The following is a 16,943-nucleotide window of genomic DNA, read 5'->3' as shown; positions in this document are numbered from 1 at the left end:
TGTCAGAAATGCGGCGCGCTTCAGCGCCCGCCCGCCACCCCAGCCAACTGATGCGCAGCCGCGCGCCGGCGCTTCACGACATAGCCAACCCACATCACGAAGAGCCACACGGGCACCAGCAGCACCGACACGTTGAGTCCTGGCGTCATCGCGAGAATGACGAGGATCATTGCCATGAACGCAAGACAGATCCAGTTGCCGACCGGGAACCACAGCGACTTGAATACAAGCGTCTCACCCTGCGCAAGCATCGCGCGACGCGACTTCAGATGTGTGAGGCTGATCAGCGACCAGTTCAGCACCAGCGCGGCGACCACCAGCGCCATCAGCACGTCGAGCGCCTTCGCGGGAATCAGGTAATTGATGATCACGCAAGCGAACGTCGCAACCGCCGACAGGCCGATCGCCATGTACGGCACGCCGCGTCGGTCGACCCTGAGCAACGCGCGCGGCGCATTGCCCTGCTCGGCGAGGCCGTACAGCATGCGGCTATTCGCATAGACGCCGCTGTTGTACACCGACAATGCCGCCGTCAACACGACCACATTAAGCACATTCGCCGTCAAACCCGCGCCGATCTGCGAAAAGATCATCACGAACGGGCTGCCGCCTTCCGCCACCTGATTCCACGGATACAGCGACAGCAGCACGACCAGCGAGCAGATGTAGAAAATCAGAATCCGGTAGATCACCTGATTCACGGCCTTCGGAATGCTTTTCTGCGGATTGTCCGCTTCGGCGGCCGTGATGCCGATCAGTTCCAGCCCGCCGAACGAGAACATGATCACGGCAAGCATCATGAACAGGCCGTGGAAACCGTACGGGAAGAAACCTCCCTTGCTCCACAAGTTCGAGATCGACGCCTGCGGACCGCCATGCCCGCTCACCAGCAGATAGCCGCCGAATACGATCATGCCGATCACGGCCACGACCTTGATGATCGCGAACCAGAACTCGGTCTCGCCGTACGCCTTCACGTTCGTGAGGTTGATCGCGTTGACGATGACGAAGCACACGAGCGCCGACACCCACGCCGGCACCTCCGGCCACCAGAAGTGCACATAGGTGCCGACGGCCGTCAGTTCGGCCATGCTGACGAGCACATACAGCACCCAGTAGTTCCAGCCTGAAAGGAAGCCGGGGAAATCACCCCAGTACTTGTACGCGAAGTGGCTGAACGAGCCAGCAACGGGTTCCTGCGCCACCATTTCGCCGAGCTGCCGCATGATCAGAAACGCGATGAAACCGCCAATCGCGTAGCCCAGAATCATCGACGGTCCCGCCGACTTCAATACGCCCGCCGATCCGAGAAAAAGGCCCGTGCCGATTGCGCCGCCCAGCGCGATCAGCTGGATATGCCGGTTCTTCAGGCCGCGCTTCAGGCCGTCATGCTGCTGTCCGTTGCTCAAGATGTCTCACTCCACTGCATTGAATACGCACTGCCCGGGCAAAACCCGCCCGGAAAAACCGTAAATTGTACCCTTCGACGTAGTGACCACCTATTGGGCTGGCGCGTCGTGCCTGCATCGGCACCGTCGCAATAGATTTCCACGCAACCGCCAAACCGTTGCGCAACGTGTCCGAAAACTCCGTGGGATAGCGGTTGTCACCCTGGCCCGCGTTCGGTATGTTCGCAGAATCCCGTCCAGCCGATGGAGTCGCCATGTCGCCGAAACATCTGCTCTATGCCGTTCTCCTTGGCGCCTGCGTCGCCACAACCGGCGTGTTCGCGCAGACGGGACAACCCGCGCCACAGCCTGCGCCAGCGGCAGAACCGGCGGATGCACCGCCGCCTCCGCCTGAGCCTGCCGCCGCCGAGCCCGCACCGCCGCCAGCAGCGGCTCCAGCGCCCGCTCCCCGCCCCGCCGCCGCTGCCGCTGCCGCGCCGCCGAGCGGCCCGGTGCGGAACATCGTGCTCGTGCACGGCGCGTTCGTCGACGGATCGAGCTGGAACGGCGTGATTGAGCGATTGCAGAAGAAAGGCTATCGGGTCGCGTCGGTGCAGATTCCGCTGACGTCGCTGGCCGACGACCTCGCCGCGACGAAACGGGTGCTCGCTCAACTATCCGGTCCGACCGTGCTGGTCGGGCATTCGTGGGGCGGCGTCGTGATTACGGAGGCCGGCTCGGGACCGGACGCGTCGAAGGTGGTTGGCCTCGTCTACGTCGCGGCGATCGCGCCGGACGTCGGGGAGTCCGCCGTCGATATTCTCAAGCGCGGCCCGCAGATGCCTGCCGGCTCGGCAATGGTCCAGGACAGCACCGGCTTTCTGTGGCTCGATCCCGCGCGCTACCACAGCGATTTCGCCGCCGACGTGCCCGAAACCCTGACCCGCGTGCTCGTCGCCGCGCAGCAGCCGATCGCGGCCAAAGCCTTCGAGGAACACGCGACGCAAGCCGCGTGGCGCTACAAGCCGTCGTTTTACATCGTGACGTCGCGCGACCGCGCCGTGTCGCCGGAAATCCAGCGCTGGATGGCGCATCGGATCGGCGCGACGATCGTCGAGACGCCTTCGAGCCATCTGGTGCCCGTCGCGCATGCCGGTGCGACGGCGGATGCGATCGACCGCGCAGCGAAGGAGTTCGGCAAGGAATGACGGCCGTGCCGGGCGGGCGGTGCGTGCGGCTTCACGGCGACAGCGCCGCGCCGCCGTCCGGAATCCGCGCGAGCCGCGCCGCCGGTGAAATCACGATGATCCACGCCTGCACCGCAAAGCCGAGCGCGGCCGCGACGAGACAGGCATCCATGCCGAAGCGCGCGCTGATCGCCGCGCCGAGCAGCGCGCCCACGGGCCGCGCGCCATAGGTCGCCGTGCTGTTGAGCGCCGACACGCGGCCCATCATGCCGGCGGGCGTGATCGCCTGACGCAGCGTCGTCGAGCCGACCGTCCAGAGAATCGGCCCCGCGCCCATCAGGAAGAAGCTCGCCGCCGCGAGCCAGAACGACGGCACGGCAAGCGTCGCCACCATCACAAGCGAAGCGGCCAGTCCGCAAAACGGCCCGACGAGCAACATGCGCCCGAACGTCATCCGCCGCGCGACGGAAGACGCCGCGAGCGCGCCGCACACCATGCCGATGCCGAACGCGCCCAACGTCGCGCCAATGGCCGACGCGCTCAAACCCAGCCGATGCACCGCATAAGGCACGTACACGGCTTGCAGCGTGAAAAAGCCGATGTTGAAGAATACGGCCGTCGCGAGCATCGGGCGTAGCAATGCGTCGCCGAACACGAAGCGCGCGCCGTCGCGCAGTTCGACCATGAAATGGCGCGTCGCCGTCGTCGCGCGCGGCGGTTCGCGCAGGCCGGCCAGCAACGCGGCCGCGAGCGTCGACAGCGCCGCCGCGCATCCGTAAGCCCAACCCGCGCCGATCCAGCCGACCAGCAGCCCGCCGAGCGCCGGCCCCGCCGAATACGCGACGCTGCGCGCCAGCTCGATGCGTCCATTCGCGACGGGAAGCACAGCGCGCGAAACCAGCGAAGGCACGAGCGCCGGAGCGGCAACGCTGTACGCCACCGTGCCCGTCGCGCCGAGAAAGCCGAGCACAGCGAGCAACGGCAGCGTCAACGCATGCGCCAGCACGAGCAGCAGCACGCTCGCCATCGCCAGCGCGCGCACGCCTTCCGAAACCGCCATCAGCGCGCGGCGCGAGCGGCGGTCGGCGTAGACGCCGAGCGGTATCGACAGCAGCAGGAACGGCAAGGTCTGCGCGGTTTGCAGCAGCCCGGTATCGCGCGCGGTCGCGCCGAGCGTGAATACGGCGACGAGCGGCGCGGCGGCAAGGCTGATCTGCTCGGCGGATTGCGCGATCAGGTTCGACCACGCAAGTTGCTGGAACGGCGCGGGCAATGGCGCGCGGGACGTGGAAAACGGCAAGGGAAAGCGCATCGGCAGCCTCCGTGACGCGATGACGAAAAACCCATCGTCACGGTTTCAGCCCGTCGTTACGCTCCGCTTCTTGCTCTGTGATTTCATCAGACAACGACGTGAAGCACACGCGCGTCAAGGCGCATACGACGACGCCATTCCGCTTTCCAGCCCGTGATCGAGCGTCGTGCGGATCAGCGCAAGGCCGCGCGCGAGCGCATCGAGCGAGACAGCGCCGCTCATGCACACGCGGATCGCGTGCGGCGCCGCGTTGCGGCCGATCACGAAGCTGTCGGCCGTTTTCACGAGCACGCCTTCCTGGCGCAGCGCCGCCGCGAATTCCGCCGCGCGCCACGGCTCGGGCAGCGGCAGCCACAGGTGCGAGCTGGTTGGCGCGTGCCGGTACGTGACGCCTTCGAGCGCTTCGTTCGCGGTCGCGTGTTCGGCATCGATGCGCGCGCGCTGCAATGCGTTGAGCCGGTCCATCTCGCCGCTTTCGATCCAGCGCGACACGATCTCGGCCATCAGCGGCGCCGTCATCCAGCAGTCGCTGCGGATCACGGCGGCGATCTTCGAGCACCACGCGCTCGGCGCCTGCAGATAGCCGACCCGCAAGCCCGGCGCAACCGACTTCGACAGCCCTGCGATCAGGAACGCCTGTTCCGGCATGCGCACGGCGAGTGGCTCGGGCGGCGCTTCCATCAGCATCGCGGGAACGATGTCCTCGATCAGCAGCACGCTGTGACGCAGCAGGATTTCCGCGACGGCGTCGCGCCGTTGCTCCGACATGGTCGCCGTGGTCGGATTGTGGATGGTCGGCACGCAGAAGATCGCGCGCGGATGCAGCGACTTGCACGCGAGTTCCAGCGCGGCGGGCACCAGCCCTTCCTGATCGATTTCCACGCCCACCAGGTGCAGCCGGAGTTGCCGCGCGAGCGCGATGATGCCCGGATAGCTGACCACCTCAGCCAGCACGGTGTCTCCGGGACGCGTGACGGCACGCAGCACCGACGCGAGCGCATGCTGCGCGCCCTGCGTGACGAGCACGCGCGCGGCGCTCGCCGGACTGCCCGCGCGGCCAAGCCACGCGGCGCCCGCCAGCCGATGGCGCATCGAACCGGCTTCGGGCGCGTATTGCAGCAGTTCCGCCGCGAGGCGCTGGTCGGTGGCGATCTCGGCGAGCGTGGTGGAGAGCGCAGCCGCCTCTTCCGTCGATTGCGGCACGTTCTGGCCGAGATCGATCAGTGGCGGCGCGCTGGCCGCGCCGGGACGCAGCGCCGCGTAGCCATTGGAAGCAGGCGGCAACTCGCGCGAGCGCGCCTGCGCCACATACGTGCCGTCGCCGACGCGCGCATTCGCGAGGCCCTGGCGCTCCAGTTCGGCGTAGGCGCGGCTGATCGTGCCCGTCGTCACCTTCAGCTCGCTGGCAAGCGAACGATGCGGTGGCAGCTTCTCGCCGGCGGGCAACTGCCCGTTGAGGATGGCCTGCGCGAAAGCACGCGCAATCACCTGATATTTCGGTTCGCTGCCCGCCTCGATTCTTGGCAGCCAGGCATTCATCGCCATGATGCGACGGTCTCCGGAAATTCGTTGAGTTGTGTCATTCGGATGATACGCAACGCATATCCCAAAATTGGATGCAGTCATTTACTTTAATTGAAGCGATTGAGTTGCCTGCGTCACCTTCATAGCATGGCGTCATTCTTATCCCATTCGAAACGCATTGCGCATCACATTGAATGCCGCACTGCATCAATTCAGGAGGAGACGCCTGATGGATCCTGAAACAAGCGAGGCCGTGAGCCGGACCGCGCAAACGGCCCGCATCACCCGGATCGAAGTAACGCACCATCAACTGGTGCTCGACCCGCCCTTCCCCGCCTCTTGGGATAGCCAGCCGCGCCGCAAATTTCCCGCGACGATCGTGCGCGTTCACGACGACGCCGGCCGCGTCGGCATCGGCTCCGGCGACGCGATGTACGGCTTCGCCGACTATCAGCATCTGTTCATCGGCACCGATCCGCTCGACCTCGCGCGCCACAGCGCCGTGCTCGACAACATCGGTTTTCACGCTGGCCGTCCGTGGCCGCTCGATATCGCGCTGTGGGATCTCGCCGGGAAAATCCGCGGCGAAGCGTGCTGGCGGATGGCCGGCGGACGCAGCAACCGGATTCGCGCGTACGCATCGAGCGGCGTGCACCGCCGCCCCGACGAGATGGCCCGCATGGCGCTGCATGTCGCCGAACGCGGCTTTCCGGCGCTCAAGATCCGCTTCGGACGTCCGCAACTGCAAGACGATTTCGCTGTGCTCGCCGCCGTGCGCGAAGCCGTCGCCGACCGGCTCGAACTGATGGTCGATTGCAATCAGGGCTGGCGCATGCCGTGGGACACGGCCGCGCCGTGGACTTTCGACGAAGCGCTCGCCGTCGCCCGCCAACTGGAAAAACACCGCGTCTACTGGATGGAAGAGCCGCTGCATCGCGGCGATTACGACGGCATGGCGCGGCTGCGCGAGGCGGTATCGCCGGCATTGCGCATCGCCGGCGGCGAGATGACGCGCGAGCGCTACGAGTTCGATCAACTGCTCGCAGGCGATTGCCTCGATGTGTTCCAGCCGGACGTCGCGTGCTCGCTCGGCATGGAAGGGCTGCGCAAGCTCGCGCAAGCCGTCGAGGCGCACGGCAAGGTTTTCACGCCGCACACGTGGGGCAACGGCATCGGCCTCGCCGCGAACCTGCATCTGACGGCGGGCGCCGCGAGCGCGCCGTTCATCGAATTTCCGTACGACCCGCCCGAATGGTCGATCGAGCGCCGCGACTTCATGCTGAAGAACCCGATCGATATCGACAGCGAAGGCTGGATCACGCTGTCCGATTCGCCGGGCCTCGGTCTTTCGATCGACGAAGACATCCTCGCCGCGACGCTCAGTTCCAGTAGCACATACGGCTGACGCCTCGGCCCGAAAGGCGCTCGACGACAGCGCCAACTATCCAATCACAATCGGAGACACACCATGCAGATCAGATCCCTGATGCGCGCCGCCACGGTCGCGCTCGCCGCCAGCGCGTTATGGCCCGCCGCCGCTCACGCCGGCACCTGGTGCTCGGCGGGGAAACCCGTGCGCTTTGCGGGCGTCACGTGGGAAAGCGGCTCGTTCACGTCGGAAGTGCTGCGCTTCATCACCGAAAAAGGCTACGGCTGCAAGACGGACACGATTCCCGGCAACACGGCCGCAACGGAAACGGCGCTGTCGCGCGACGATCTGCAAGTGTGGTCCGAACAGTGGACGGGCCGCTCGGAGATCATCGCGAAAGCGGTCGCCGACGGCCACGTGAAGCTGCTCGGCGACACGCTGCCGGGCGGCACGAATGAAGGCTGGTTCGTGCCCGAGTACGTGGTGAAGGGTGACGCGAAGCGCAACATCAAACCCGTCGCGCCGAACCTCGTGTCCGTGACCGATCTGCCGAAGTACAAAGGCGTGTTCGAAGACGACGAAGAGCCGGGCAAAGGCCGCTTCCTCAACTGCCCGTCGGGCTGGGACTGCGAGCGCGTGAACCGGCGTCTGTTGAAGACGCTGAATCTCGACGATTCGTACACCGACTTCCGCCCCGGCACGGGCGCGGCGCTCGATGCCGCAATCGAATCGGCGTATCAGCGCGGCAAGCCTATCCTTTTCTACTACTGGGAACCCGCAGCGCTGATGGCGAAGTACAAGTTCGTCCAGCTGAAGATGCCTGCGTTCAACCAGAAGTGCTGGGACACACTGCGCGCGGATAACAGCACATCGCAATGCGCGTCGTCGTATCTCGTGTCGCATCTGAAGGTTGGCGTATCGACGCCGTTCTATCAGGCCGAGCCGCAGTTGATGGACACCTATTCGAAGGTCAGCTTCCCGATGGACTTCCTCAACAAGACCATCCTCGAAATGACGAGCAAGAAAATCGACGGCCCGACGATGGCGAAACAGTTCCTGCGCGATCACCCGGACATGTGGAAGGCATGGGTGCCGACCGACGTCGCGCAAAAGGTTCAAGCCGCGCTGGCGACCTGATCTCGACACCGACGCGTCATGACGCACCGGAGGGTTTCAACATGAATTCGATCTTTCTGCATCTGTCGATTGCCGACTGGGTGAACGACCATGTGCAATCGTTCGTCGCCGCGTACGGCGACAGCTTTCACGACTTCAGCACCGCGCTCTTGCGCTACGTGCTGGTCCCACTTGAAGGCGTGCTGCGCGCGACACCGCCATGGGCGATCCTGATCGCCGTCGGACTGCTGACGCTGAACGCGACGCGGCGCATCGGCATCGCGGGCTTCTTCGTGCTGCTGCTGTATGTGATCGGCTGCTTCGGTCTGTGGGACAAGCTGATGCAGACGCTCGCGCTGATGCTGGTCGCGACCGTCCTGTCCGTCGTGCTCGGCGTGCCGCTCGGCATCTGGGCGTCGCGCAGCCCGTGGATGCGGCGCGTGCTGCTGCCCGTGCTCGACATCATGCAGACGCTGCCGAGTTTCGTGTATCTGATCCCCGTGCTGATGCTGTTCGGCCTCGGCAAGGTGCCCGCGATTCTCGCGACGATCATCTACGCGCTGCCGCCGCTGATCCGCCTGACCGATCTCGGCATCCGGCATGTGGATGCGGATGTCGTCGAAGCGGCGCGCGCGTTCGGTACGACGCGCTGGCAGTTGCTCGTCAACGTGCAGTTGCCGCTCGCGCGGCCCAGCATCATGGCGGGTATCAACCAGACGACGATGATGGCGCTGTCGATGGTCGTGATCGCGTCGATGATCGGTTCGCGCGGACTCGGCGAAGACGTGCTCGCCGGCATCCAGACGCTCGATATCGGCAAGGGCATGCAGGCGGGCATCGCGATCGTGATTCTGGCCATCGTGATCGACCGTATCAGCCAGGGCTACGGGCAGGACCGCCGCACGCGCAAGCTCGTCGCGCAGCGCCGCAGGGCGAAGGCGGCGTCACGCGTGCCGTATCGGAATGCAGGCGCCCCGCGTGACGACGAAGCAACGGCAACGGGCAACGAAAACGCAACGCAGAGCGGCCTCGAAACCCGCACGGCGGATTGACGGAGGGCACGGACATGTCATCGATCGAAGTGAAGAACGTGTACAAGCTCTTTGGCCCGGAAGCCGGTCATCGGCGCGTGCTCGAACTTTTGAAAAGCGGCAGGAGCAAGGCCGAAGTACTCGTACAAACGGGCTGCAACGTCGGCCTGAACAACGTGAGCCTGCATATCGGCTCGGGTGAAATCTACGTGATCATGGGGCTGTCGGGCTCGGGCAAATCGACGCTCGTGCGCCACTTCAACCGGCTGATCGAGCCGACGGCGGGCGAGATCGTGATCGACGGTTCGGACGTCATCAAGCTCGATCCGCATGGGCTGCGCGAGCTGCGCCGCTACAAGGTGAGCATGGTGTTCCAGAACTTCGGCCTGCTGCCGCATCAGACCGTGCTCGACAACACCGCGTATGCGCTGCGCACGCGCGGCGAAAGCAAGGCGGAAGCGAACGAGAAGGCGCGCATGTGGCTCGGCAAGGTCGGGCTCGACGGGTACGGCGATCACTATCCGGATGAACTGTCGGGTGGCATGCGTCAGCGCGTGGGTCTCGCACGCGCGCTCGCCGCCGATACCGACGTGCTGCTGATGGATGAAGCGTTCTCCGCGCTCGATCCGCTGATCCGCACGGAAATGCAGGACCAGCTTCTGCAACTGCAAGCGACGCTCAACAAGACCATCGTGTTCATCACGCACGATCTGGACGAAGCGCTGCGCATCGGCAACCGCATCGCGATTCTGCGCGACGGCACGCTGGTGCAGGAAGGCACGCCGAACGAAATCCTCACGAAGCCCGCCGACGACTACGTTGCGCGGTTCGTCGAGCGGCGCTCGGGCGCGCACTAAGCGCTCTTGCGCTGACACGGGCGGAGCAACGCAAGGCGGCGGGTAAAATGCAGGCGATGACGGCGTCCTTCATCACGAAGGACGCCGTCGACGTTTGATGCATCGCTAGTCGTCTGTGCCCTTCTGCCCGCTCCAATGAATCTCGAAAGCGTTCTCTTTTCCCAAGGTTTCGGTTCGCGCCGCCAGTGCCGCGCGATGATCGCGGATGGCCGCGTGTCGGTCGGCGGCACGACGCTCGCCGATCCCGACGCCAACGTCGATACGAATGCGCTGGCGTTCGAAGTCGACGGCACGGCGTGGCCTTACCGGGAGCGCGCTTACATCGCGCTCAACAAGCCTGCGGGATATGAATGCTCGCGCGACCCGCAGCATCATCTGAGCGTGTTCAATCTGTTGCCCGCGCAGTTCGCGACGCGCGGCGTCCAGTGCGTTGGACGGCTCGATCAGGACACGACGGGCCTGCTGCTGCTCTCCGACGATGGCCAGTTCGTTCACGCGTACACGTCGCCGAAACGCAAGGTGCCGAAGATCTATCTCGCGACGACCCGTCATCCACTCGACGACGCGCAACTCGCCGCGTTGCGCGAAGGCGTGCTGCTGCACGGCGAAGCGAAGCCGATCGCGGCCGTCGCCGCTCATGCGCGCGGTGACCACGCGCTGGAACTCACCGTGCTGGAAGGCAAATACCATCAGGTGAAGCGGATGGTCGCGGCGGCGGGCAACCGTGTGGAGGCGCTGCATCGCGAGCGGGTCGGCGGGCTGGCGTTGCCCGCTTCGCTGGCCGAAGGCGCGTGGCAATGGCTCGATGAAGCCGACCTGGGCGCACTACGGAACGGGTAAACGATCAATGCCCGCCCGCATCGTTTCAAGTCATTGAGACTACGTGGGATTCCGAACAAAACCGCTACAAAAACCTTGCAGAGCGCTGCGACGCAGCATGCTTGCTCCGAACGCCCGTCCTATACTCGGATCAACAACGATTACAAAGCTGGCAAGGAGGCGCCATGGTCATTTACGGCAACCTGCCGGTTTCATACGCGATGATCGCGTTCATCGCGCTCGGACTTTTGCTGATTGGCGGCGTGCTGGCCGTCATGCATCGTCGGCACAGGTACGAGCCGAATCTGCTCGCCGCGCTGATCGGCGCGTTCTGCTGCTTCCTGTTGCTGGAAGCGCTACCTGCCCTCACCTGATCGCTGCGCTTTCCGTCACGGCTTGTCTGTGCGCGGTTGCGTGCGGCTATGGCTCGCGACCGTGTCGAGAAGGTCGTCGACGCTCGGATAGCGCAGTCTGAAGCGCAACTCGCGCTTCAGACGCGTGTTGACGAGCCGCCGCGACTCGCGCATGAACGACAGCATCATCTCGCCGAGCTGCTGTTCCGCTTCGTCGCGCGCGATACGCGGCGCACGCTCGATGCCGAATGCGTCCGCCACGCGGTCGAAGTACTCACCCATTTTCAGCGTCGTGTCGTCGGATGCGTGGATCACGCGTGACGGACGACCGTGCGTCGACATGCGCAGCAGGATCGCGGCGAGATCGTCGGCGTGGATGTGATTGGTGTAGACGTCGTCGGCATCGACGAGCGCCGGGGTGCGTTTTTCCAGCCGCGCGAGCGGCAGCCGGTTGCCCGCGTAGATGCCCGGGATACGTGCGATGCTCGCCGTGATCACACGCCGCGCAGCCGCGCGCCGCAATTGCGTCTCCGCCGACACGCGGCGCTTCGCGCGCTCGTTGGCGGGCGCGACAGGACGCGTTTCGTCGAGCCACGCGCCGCCGCAGTCGCCGTAGACGCCGGTCGTGCTCGCATAGACGACACGCGAACGCCGGCTCGGCCGATGCCCGGCCCGCGAAGCCGGGTACCCCCCGTCGGGTACAATACTGGATGTTTTGCGTGCACGAATGCCGTGCTGTGCGCGCCGCAGGCGCCCCGTCGCAAGATGACGGGCACGCCGGACACGCGGCGCAGTCAGCGTGGCGATCAGCGCGCGCGTGCGCGTGTCGGCCTCGCCTGTTCGTTGCGGAGGCGCGAGATGCAGGACAGTCGGCGCGAGATGGGCAAGACGAGCAAGGCTCGCGCGCACGTCGAGATCGCCGACGATGGGCGTGACGCCCGCCGCGCGCAGTTCGTCGCGGCGCTCCGCGTGGCTGGTGAGCGCATAAAGACGCGCGCGTCCCTGCAGTTGCCGCACGCAGCGCATGCCGACATCGCCGCAACCGACGATCAGCACGCGCGGTCTGCGCAATTTTCGTGTCGCTTTCATCGTGGACGCATTGTAGCCGCGATCCACGACACGCATTGGTTACCGACTTTCTGTATTCGAAGACTGAACGACTTATGGCATTCAACGTAACGCTCCGGCAAAGCGGCCGGCAGTTTCAGGTGGAACCCGATGAACCCGTGCTGACAGCCGCCCTTCGCCAGGGCATCGGCCTGCCGTACGGCTGCAAGAACGGCGCATGCGGCTCGTGCAAGGGCGCGGTCGTCGGCGGCGAGGTCGAGCAGCGCGCGCATTCGTCGTCGGCGCTGTCGAACGACGAGAAGACACGCGGCCTGGCGCTGTTGTGTTGCGCAACTGCGTGCACGGACCTCGAGATCGACATCCGCGAAGTGACGGGCATCGGCGACGTGCAGATCAAGAAGCTGCCGTGCCGCGTGAACGCGATCGAGCGCAAGGCCGACGACGTCGTCGTGCTGAAGCTGCAACTGCCCGCGAATGAGCGCCTGCAATATATGGCGGGCCAGTACCTCGAATTCATCCTGAAGGACGGCAAGCGCCGCAGCTATTCGATGGCGAGCGCGCCGCATGCGGACGGTCCCGTCGAACTGCATATCCGCCACATGCCGGGCGGCGCGTTCACGGATCACGTCTTCAACACGATGAAGGAGCGCGACATCCTGCGCTTCGAGGCGCCGCTCGGCACGTTCTTCCTGCGCGAAGAGTCGGACAAGCCGATCGTGCTGCTCGCGTCGGGCACGGGCTTCGCGCCGCTGAAGGCGATCGTCGAGCATGCCGTGTTCAAGAACATCACGCGTCCGATGACACTCTATTGGGGCGCGCGCCGCAAGAAAGACCTGTACATGATGGAACTTGCCGAGCAATGGGCGCGCGAGATTCCGAACTTCAAGTTCGTGCCGGTTCTCTCGGAACCGGATGCGGACGACGCATGGACGGGCCGCGTGGGCTTCGTTCATCGGGCCGTCATCGAAGATCTGCCAGACTTGTCGGCGTATCAGGTGTATGCGTGCGGCGCACCTGTGATGGTCGAGTCGGCACAGCGCGATTTCACGCAGCATCATCGCCTGCCGGAAGACGAGTTCTACGCGGATTCGTTCACGAGCGCAGCCGATCTCGCGAACCCCGTCTGATCGTTGCGCAAGCACGCTTCAGCTCTGAGAAACGGCCGGCAGTGCGTAAAAACATGCAAATTGCAGGTTTACACGGGCGCCGGCATTGTCGTATTCTTTCGCGCATGAACCGCATCCAGTCCGAACTTCGACGTCGCCGCTCGCTGCTCCCTTAGGGGCGCCGCTGGCTTCGTCACGGATTCGCGCGAACAACGCGCAAGCAGTTCGAATCATGAAAGCCACGGCATGCCGTGGCTTTTTGTATTTCTGCCTTACCTGTCGCGCTTTTTTCTTTCCGTTGCTGGGCCATGTTGTCCGAGGCGGTTTTTCATCCCTGTTTGCCTGGAGCCTGTAGCCATGAACTTCAATGAGTATCCGATCGATTCGCTGATGTACATCACGAACCGGCCCGAAATCGTTTTCACGCACGGCAAGGGCTCGTGGCTCTACGACAACACCGGCAAGCGATATCTGGATTTCATTCAGGGCTGGGCCGTCAACAGCCTCGGCCATTGCAACGACGGCGTGATCGAAGCGCTCACGCAACAGGCGCGCACGCTGATCAACCCGTCGCCCGCGTTCTACAACGAACCGATGGCGAAGCTCGCGGGCCTGCTCACGCAGCATAGCTGCTTCGACAAGGTGTTCTTCACGAACAGCGGCGCCGAAGCGAATGAAGGCGCGATCAAGCTCGCGCGCAAGTACGGCAAGAAGTTCAAGAATGGAGCGTACGAAATCATCACGTTCGATCACAGCTTCCACGGCCGCACGATCGCGACAATGTCAGCGAGCGGCAAGCCGGGCTGGGACACGATCTATGCGCCGCAGGTGCCGGGCTTTCCGAAGGCTGATCTGAACGACATCGCGTCGGTCGAAAAGCTGATCACCGACAAGACCGTCGCCGTGATGCTCGAACCGATTCAGGGCGAAGGCGGTGTGCTTCCGGCGTCGCGCGAGTTCATGCAGCAGCTGCGCGAGCTGACGAAGAAGCACAACCTGCTGTTGATCGTCGATGAAGTGCAGAGCGGCTGCGGCCGTGCGGGCACGCTGTTCGCCTATGAGCTCTCGGGTATCGAGCCGGACGTGATGACGCTGGCGAAGGGCATCGGCAGCGGCGTGCCACTTGGTGCGCTGTTGTGCAAGAAGCATGTCGAGGTGTTCGAAGCGGGCGACCAGGGCGGCACGTACAACGGCAATCCGTTGATGACGGCAGCCGGCTATTCGGTGATCTCGCAGTTGACGGCGCCTGGCTTTCTCGATGGCGTGAAGGCGCGCGGCGAATATCTGCGTACGAAGCTGCTCGAACTGTCTGCCGAGCGCGGCTTCGAGGGCGAGCGTGGCGAAGGTCTGCTGCGTGCATTGCTGCTTGGGAAGGATATCGGCAACCAGATCGTCGAGAAGGCGCGTTTGATGCAGCCGGATGGGTTGTTGCTCAATGCCGCGCGTCCCAATTTGCTGCGTTTCATGCCCGCTTTGAATGTGACGACGGAAGAGATCGATCAGATGATGGCCATGCTGCGGTCGATTCTGGATACGCTGTGATTGGCGCGGCTTCCCTGTCGATCCGCGTGTTTGATGCGGCCGATACGGATGCCGTGATTGCGCTGTGGCTCGAAGCGTTTCCTGAGTATAAGGATGCGAGCCGGCCGCAGCGTGATCCGCATCTGTCGATCGCTAACAAGCTTGCGACGCAGCCTGAACTGTTCTTCGTTGCCGTGAAGGATGGGGGCATCGTTGGAACTGTGATGGCTGGGTATGATGGGCATCGGGGCTGGCTGTATTCGCTTGCTGTCGAGGCGGCGTCGAGGCGCCTTGGGATTGGGACTTTGCTCGTGCGGTATGCTGAAGCGGCGCTTGCCGCGCGCGGGTGTCCTAAGGTGAATCTGCAAGTGCTTAGCGCTAAAGCGGATGTGCAGGCTTTTTATGAGTCGCTTGGGTATGTTGCTGATGCTGTGATTAGTCTTGGGAAGCGGTTGGGGGCAGTGGCGTAGTTTTGGTTTTTTTGGCTTAGCCTTTGCGCTGGCATTTTCGCGTTTTGGCTTCGTGGTACGGTTGGGTTGGGTTGCTGGTGTTTTCGCTGGCATCCGCGATTCGTTAGCGTGCTTCACGCGTCGCCCCTGTGCGGGGCGACGCGTGAAGCTAGATAACAAATCGCGGATGCCAGCGAAAACGCCAAAACACCAAACCGGCCGCACCGTGATGCCAAAACGCCAATGCCAGCGCAAAGGCGAAGCCAAAAACCAAAAAACCCGACAAAACAAAAAAGGCCACACGCCTGAACGTGCAGCCCTTTAAAAAGAAAAACCCAACCGCGAGAATCACTCGCCGAGATACGCGGCCCGCACCTTAGGATCATCAAGCATCTGCTTGGCGTCGCCAGACATGGTGACCGTCCCGGAATCCATCACATACCCGCGATCCGCGGCCTGCAGTGCAAGCCGAGCATTCTGCTCAACCAGCATGACAGTGATGCCTTCCTTGGAAATCTCGCGCACGACTTCAAAGATCTTCTCGACCATGATCGGCGACAGACCCATCGACGGCTCGTCGAGCAGCAGCAGCTTCGGCTTCGAGATAACGGCACGCGCCATCGCCAGCATCTGCTGTTCACCGCCAGACAACGTACCGGCCAACTGCGTCGCACGTTCCTTCAGACGCGGAAAGAACCCGAACATCCGCTCGACGTCCTTCTTGATGCCTTCCGTATCGCTACGCAGATAAGCACCCATCTGCATGTTCTCGACGATCGACATGCGCGCGAAGATCCCGCGCCCTTCCGGCACCATCGCGAGGCCGCGCTTCAAAAGCTCATGCGGCGGCACGCCCTTGATCGACTGGCCCATGTACTCGATATCACCAGCCGAATAAGGCTTCAGGCCAGTAATAGCCTTCATGGTCGTCGTCTTGCCCGCGCCATTGGCGCCGATCAGCGTGACGAGTTCGCCCTGCGCGATCTCCAGGTCAACACCCTTGACGGCCTGAATGCCGCCGTAGTTGACCTGCAGGCCCTTGATTTTCAACATTGCCGTAGCCATCAGTGGACCCCCGCACCCAGATAAGCCTCGATCACCTTCGGGTCCTTCTGCACGTCGTGCGGCAGACCTTCAGCGATCACCTTGCCATAGTCGAGCACTGTCATCCGGTTGCACAGGCCCATCACCAGTTTCACGTCGTGCTCGATCAGCAGGATCGTCTTGCCGTCCGCGCGGATCTTGTCGAGCAGTTTCGTCAGCTCGACCTTCTCCGTTGCGTTCATGCCGGCAGCCGGTTCGTCCAGTGCGAGCAGCTTCGGATCGGTCGCCAGTGCGCGGGCGATTTCCAGACGGCGCTGGTGACCGTACGACAGGTTGCGCGACGTGTAGTCCGCGTATTGCAGCACGCCGACGTATTCGAGCAGTTCCAGCGCGCGTTCCTTGATCTCGCGCTCTTCCTTGCGCTCAGCCGGTGTCTGGAACACAGCGCCCAGCAGACCGTGCTTCGTGCGCACGTGGCGGCCGACCATCACGTTTTCCAGCGCAGTCATGCCGCCGAACAGACGGATGTTCTGGAACGTCCGCGCAATGCCTGCCTTCGCCACCTGATACACAGCCGTCGGCGTGTACGGCGTGCCGTCGAGCTTGAATTCGCCCGAGTCCGGCGTGTAGAGACCAGTAATCACGTTGAAGAACGTGGTCTTGCCAGCGCCGTTCGGGCCGATCAGACCGTAGATCGTGCCTTCCTCGATCTGAAGGCCCACGTCCGACAGCGCCTGCAAGCCACCAAAGCGCTTGTTCACGCCCTTCACGGACAGACGGATTTGCTTGTCACTCATGT

16 protein-coding genes are annotated in these 16,943 nt (G+C 63.9%); 10 read left to right on the top strand and 6 right to left on the bottom strand.

The annotated features are described in order from the left end of the window. Positions 1 to 20: 20 nt before the first annotated feature. Positions 21 to 1,409, bottom strand: coding sequence for an amino acid permease (locus tag H1204_RS03700; protein ID WP_180729870.1), 1,389 nt, complete (start codon positions 1,407 to 1,409; stop codon positions 21 to 23). A gap of 254 nt (positions 1,410 to 1,663) precedes the next feature. On the opposite strand from H1204_RS03700, the gene H1204_RS03695 reads away from it, so the two are divergent. Further along, positions 1,664 to 2,596 (top strand): alpha/beta hydrolase, encoded by a 933-nt coding sequence (locus tag H1204_RS03695; protein ID WP_180729869.1) that lies wholly within the window; start codon positions 1,664 to 1,666, stop codon positions 2,594 to 2,596. Between the two features lie 31 nt (positions 2,597 to 2,627). Here the strand turns inward: H1204_RS03695 and H1204_RS03690 are convergent, their stop codons facing one another. Continuing rightward, a complete protein-coding gene (locus tag H1204_RS03690) occupies positions 2,628 to 3,887 on the bottom strand; it encodes an MFS transporter (protein WP_180729868.1) in 1,260 nt (419 codons plus the stop codon). A gap of 114 nt (positions 3,888 to 4,001) precedes the next feature. Next, positions 4,002 to 5,432, bottom strand: a complete 1,431-nt coding sequence (locus H1204_RS03685; protein WP_180729867.1) for a PLP-dependent aminotransferase family protein — start codon at positions 5,430 to 5,432, stop codon at positions 4,002 to 4,004. 208 nt (positions 5,433 to 5,640) lie between these two features. Between H1204_RS03685 and H1204_RS03680 the strand changes: the two genes are divergently transcribed. The 6 genes from H1204_RS03680 (at position 5,641) to H1204_RS03655 (ending at position 10,977) form a co-directional block, all read left to right on the top strand. Beyond that, entirely contained in the window at positions 5,641 to 6,816 is a 1,176-nt protein-coding gene (locus H1204_RS03680; protein WP_180729866.1) for a mandelate racemase/muconate lactonizing enzyme family protein, read from the top strand. Positions 6,817 to 6,879: 63 nt separating this feature from the next. After that, complete coding sequence (locus tag H1204_RS03675; RefSeq protein ID WP_180729865.1) at positions 6,880 to 7,917, top strand: ABC transporter substrate-binding protein; 1,038 nt, start codon at positions 6,880 to 6,882, stop codon at positions 7,915 to 7,917. Positions 7,918 to 7,958: 41 nt separating this feature from the next. Then, positions 7,959 to 8,948: a proline/glycine betaine ABC transporter permease gene (locus H1204_RS03670; protein ID WP_180729864.1), complete on the top strand. Its 990-nt coding sequence runs from the start codon at positions 7,959 to 7,961 to the stop codon at positions 8,946 to 8,948. A gap of 14 nt (positions 8,949 to 8,962) precedes the next feature. Then, positions 8,963 to 9,784, top strand: a complete 822-nt coding sequence (locus tag H1204_RS03665; RefSeq protein ID WP_180729863.1) for a glycine betaine/L-proline ABC transporter ATP-binding protein — start codon at positions 8,963 to 8,965, stop codon at positions 9,782 to 9,784. Between the two features lie 135 nt (positions 9,785 to 9,919). Further along, a complete protein-coding gene (locus tag H1204_RS03660; protein WP_180729862.1) occupies positions 9,920 to 10,624 on the top strand; it encodes a 16S rRNA pseudouridine(516) synthase in 705 nt (234 codons plus the stop codon). Between the two features lie 164 nt (positions 10,625 to 10,788). Further along, the gene (locus H1204_RS03655) at positions 10,789 to 10,977 is read left to right on the top strand and encodes a hypothetical protein (protein ID WP_180729861.1); all 189 of its coding nucleotides are present in this window, start codon (positions 10,789 to 10,791) and stop codon (positions 10,975 to 10,977) included. Between the two features lie 15 nt (positions 10,978 to 10,992). On the opposite strand, the gene H1204_RS03650 is transcribed toward H1204_RS03655, so the two are convergent. Then, entirely contained in the window at positions 10,993 to 12,045 is a 1,053-nt protein-coding gene (locus H1204_RS03650; protein ID WP_180729860.1) for an NAD-dependent epimerase/dehydratase family protein, read from the bottom strand. Positions 12,046 to 12,119: 74 nt separating this feature from the next. Here H1204_RS03650 and H1204_RS03645 point away from each other — a divergent pair, with 74 nt between their 5' ends. From H1204_RS03645 to H1204_RS03635, 3 genes are all read left to right on the top strand, one after another. Further along, complete coding sequence (locus H1204_RS03645; RefSeq protein ID WP_180729859.1) at positions 12,120 to 13,151, top strand: CDP-6-deoxy-delta-3,4-glucoseen reductase; 1,032 nt, start codon at positions 12,120 to 12,122, stop codon at positions 13,149 to 13,151. Positions 13,152 to 13,487: 336 nt separating this feature from the next. Next, positions 13,488 to 14,672 carry an acetylornithine transaminase gene (locus H1204_RS03640; protein WP_042310471.1) on the top strand — a complete coding sequence of 395 codons (1,185 nt, stop codon included), beginning with the start codon at positions 13,488 to 13,490 and terminating at the stop codon, positions 14,670 to 14,672. After that, positions 14,669 to 15,121 (top strand): GNAT family acetyltransferase, encoded by a 453-nt coding sequence (locus tag H1204_RS03635; protein ID WP_180729858.1) that lies wholly within the window; start codon positions 14,669 to 14,671, stop codon positions 15,119 to 15,121. The genes H1204_RS03640 and H1204_RS03635 overlap by 4 nt, the downstream gene beginning before the upstream one ends. Before the next feature lie 327 nt (positions 15,122 to 15,448). On the opposite strand, the gene H1204_RS03630 is transcribed toward H1204_RS03635, so the two are convergent. Both H1204_RS03630 and H1204_RS03625 read right to left on the bottom strand, forming a co-directional pair. Beyond that, positions 15,449 to 16,165 carry an ABC transporter ATP-binding protein gene (locus H1204_RS03630; RefSeq protein WP_012400004.1) on the bottom strand — a complete coding sequence of 239 codons (717 nt, stop codon included), beginning with the start codon at positions 16,163 to 16,165 and terminating at the stop codon, positions 15,449 to 15,451. Continuing rightward, entirely contained in the window at positions 16,165 to 16,941 is a 777-nt protein-coding gene (locus tag H1204_RS03625; RefSeq protein WP_007586207.1) for an ABC transporter ATP-binding protein, read from the bottom strand. The genes H1204_RS03630 and H1204_RS03625 overlap by 1 nt, the downstream gene beginning before the upstream one ends. Positions 16,942 to 16,943: the final 2 nt, after the last annotated feature.

Source organism: Paraburkholderia sp. PGU19 (assembly GCF_013426915.1).
Lineage (GTDB): Bacteria > Pseudomonadota > Gammaproteobacteria > Burkholderiales > Burkholderiaceae > Paraburkholderia.
The sequence above is the reverse complement of the archived record's forward strand: the minus strand, read 5'-3'. Positions and strand labels throughout refer to the sequence as shown.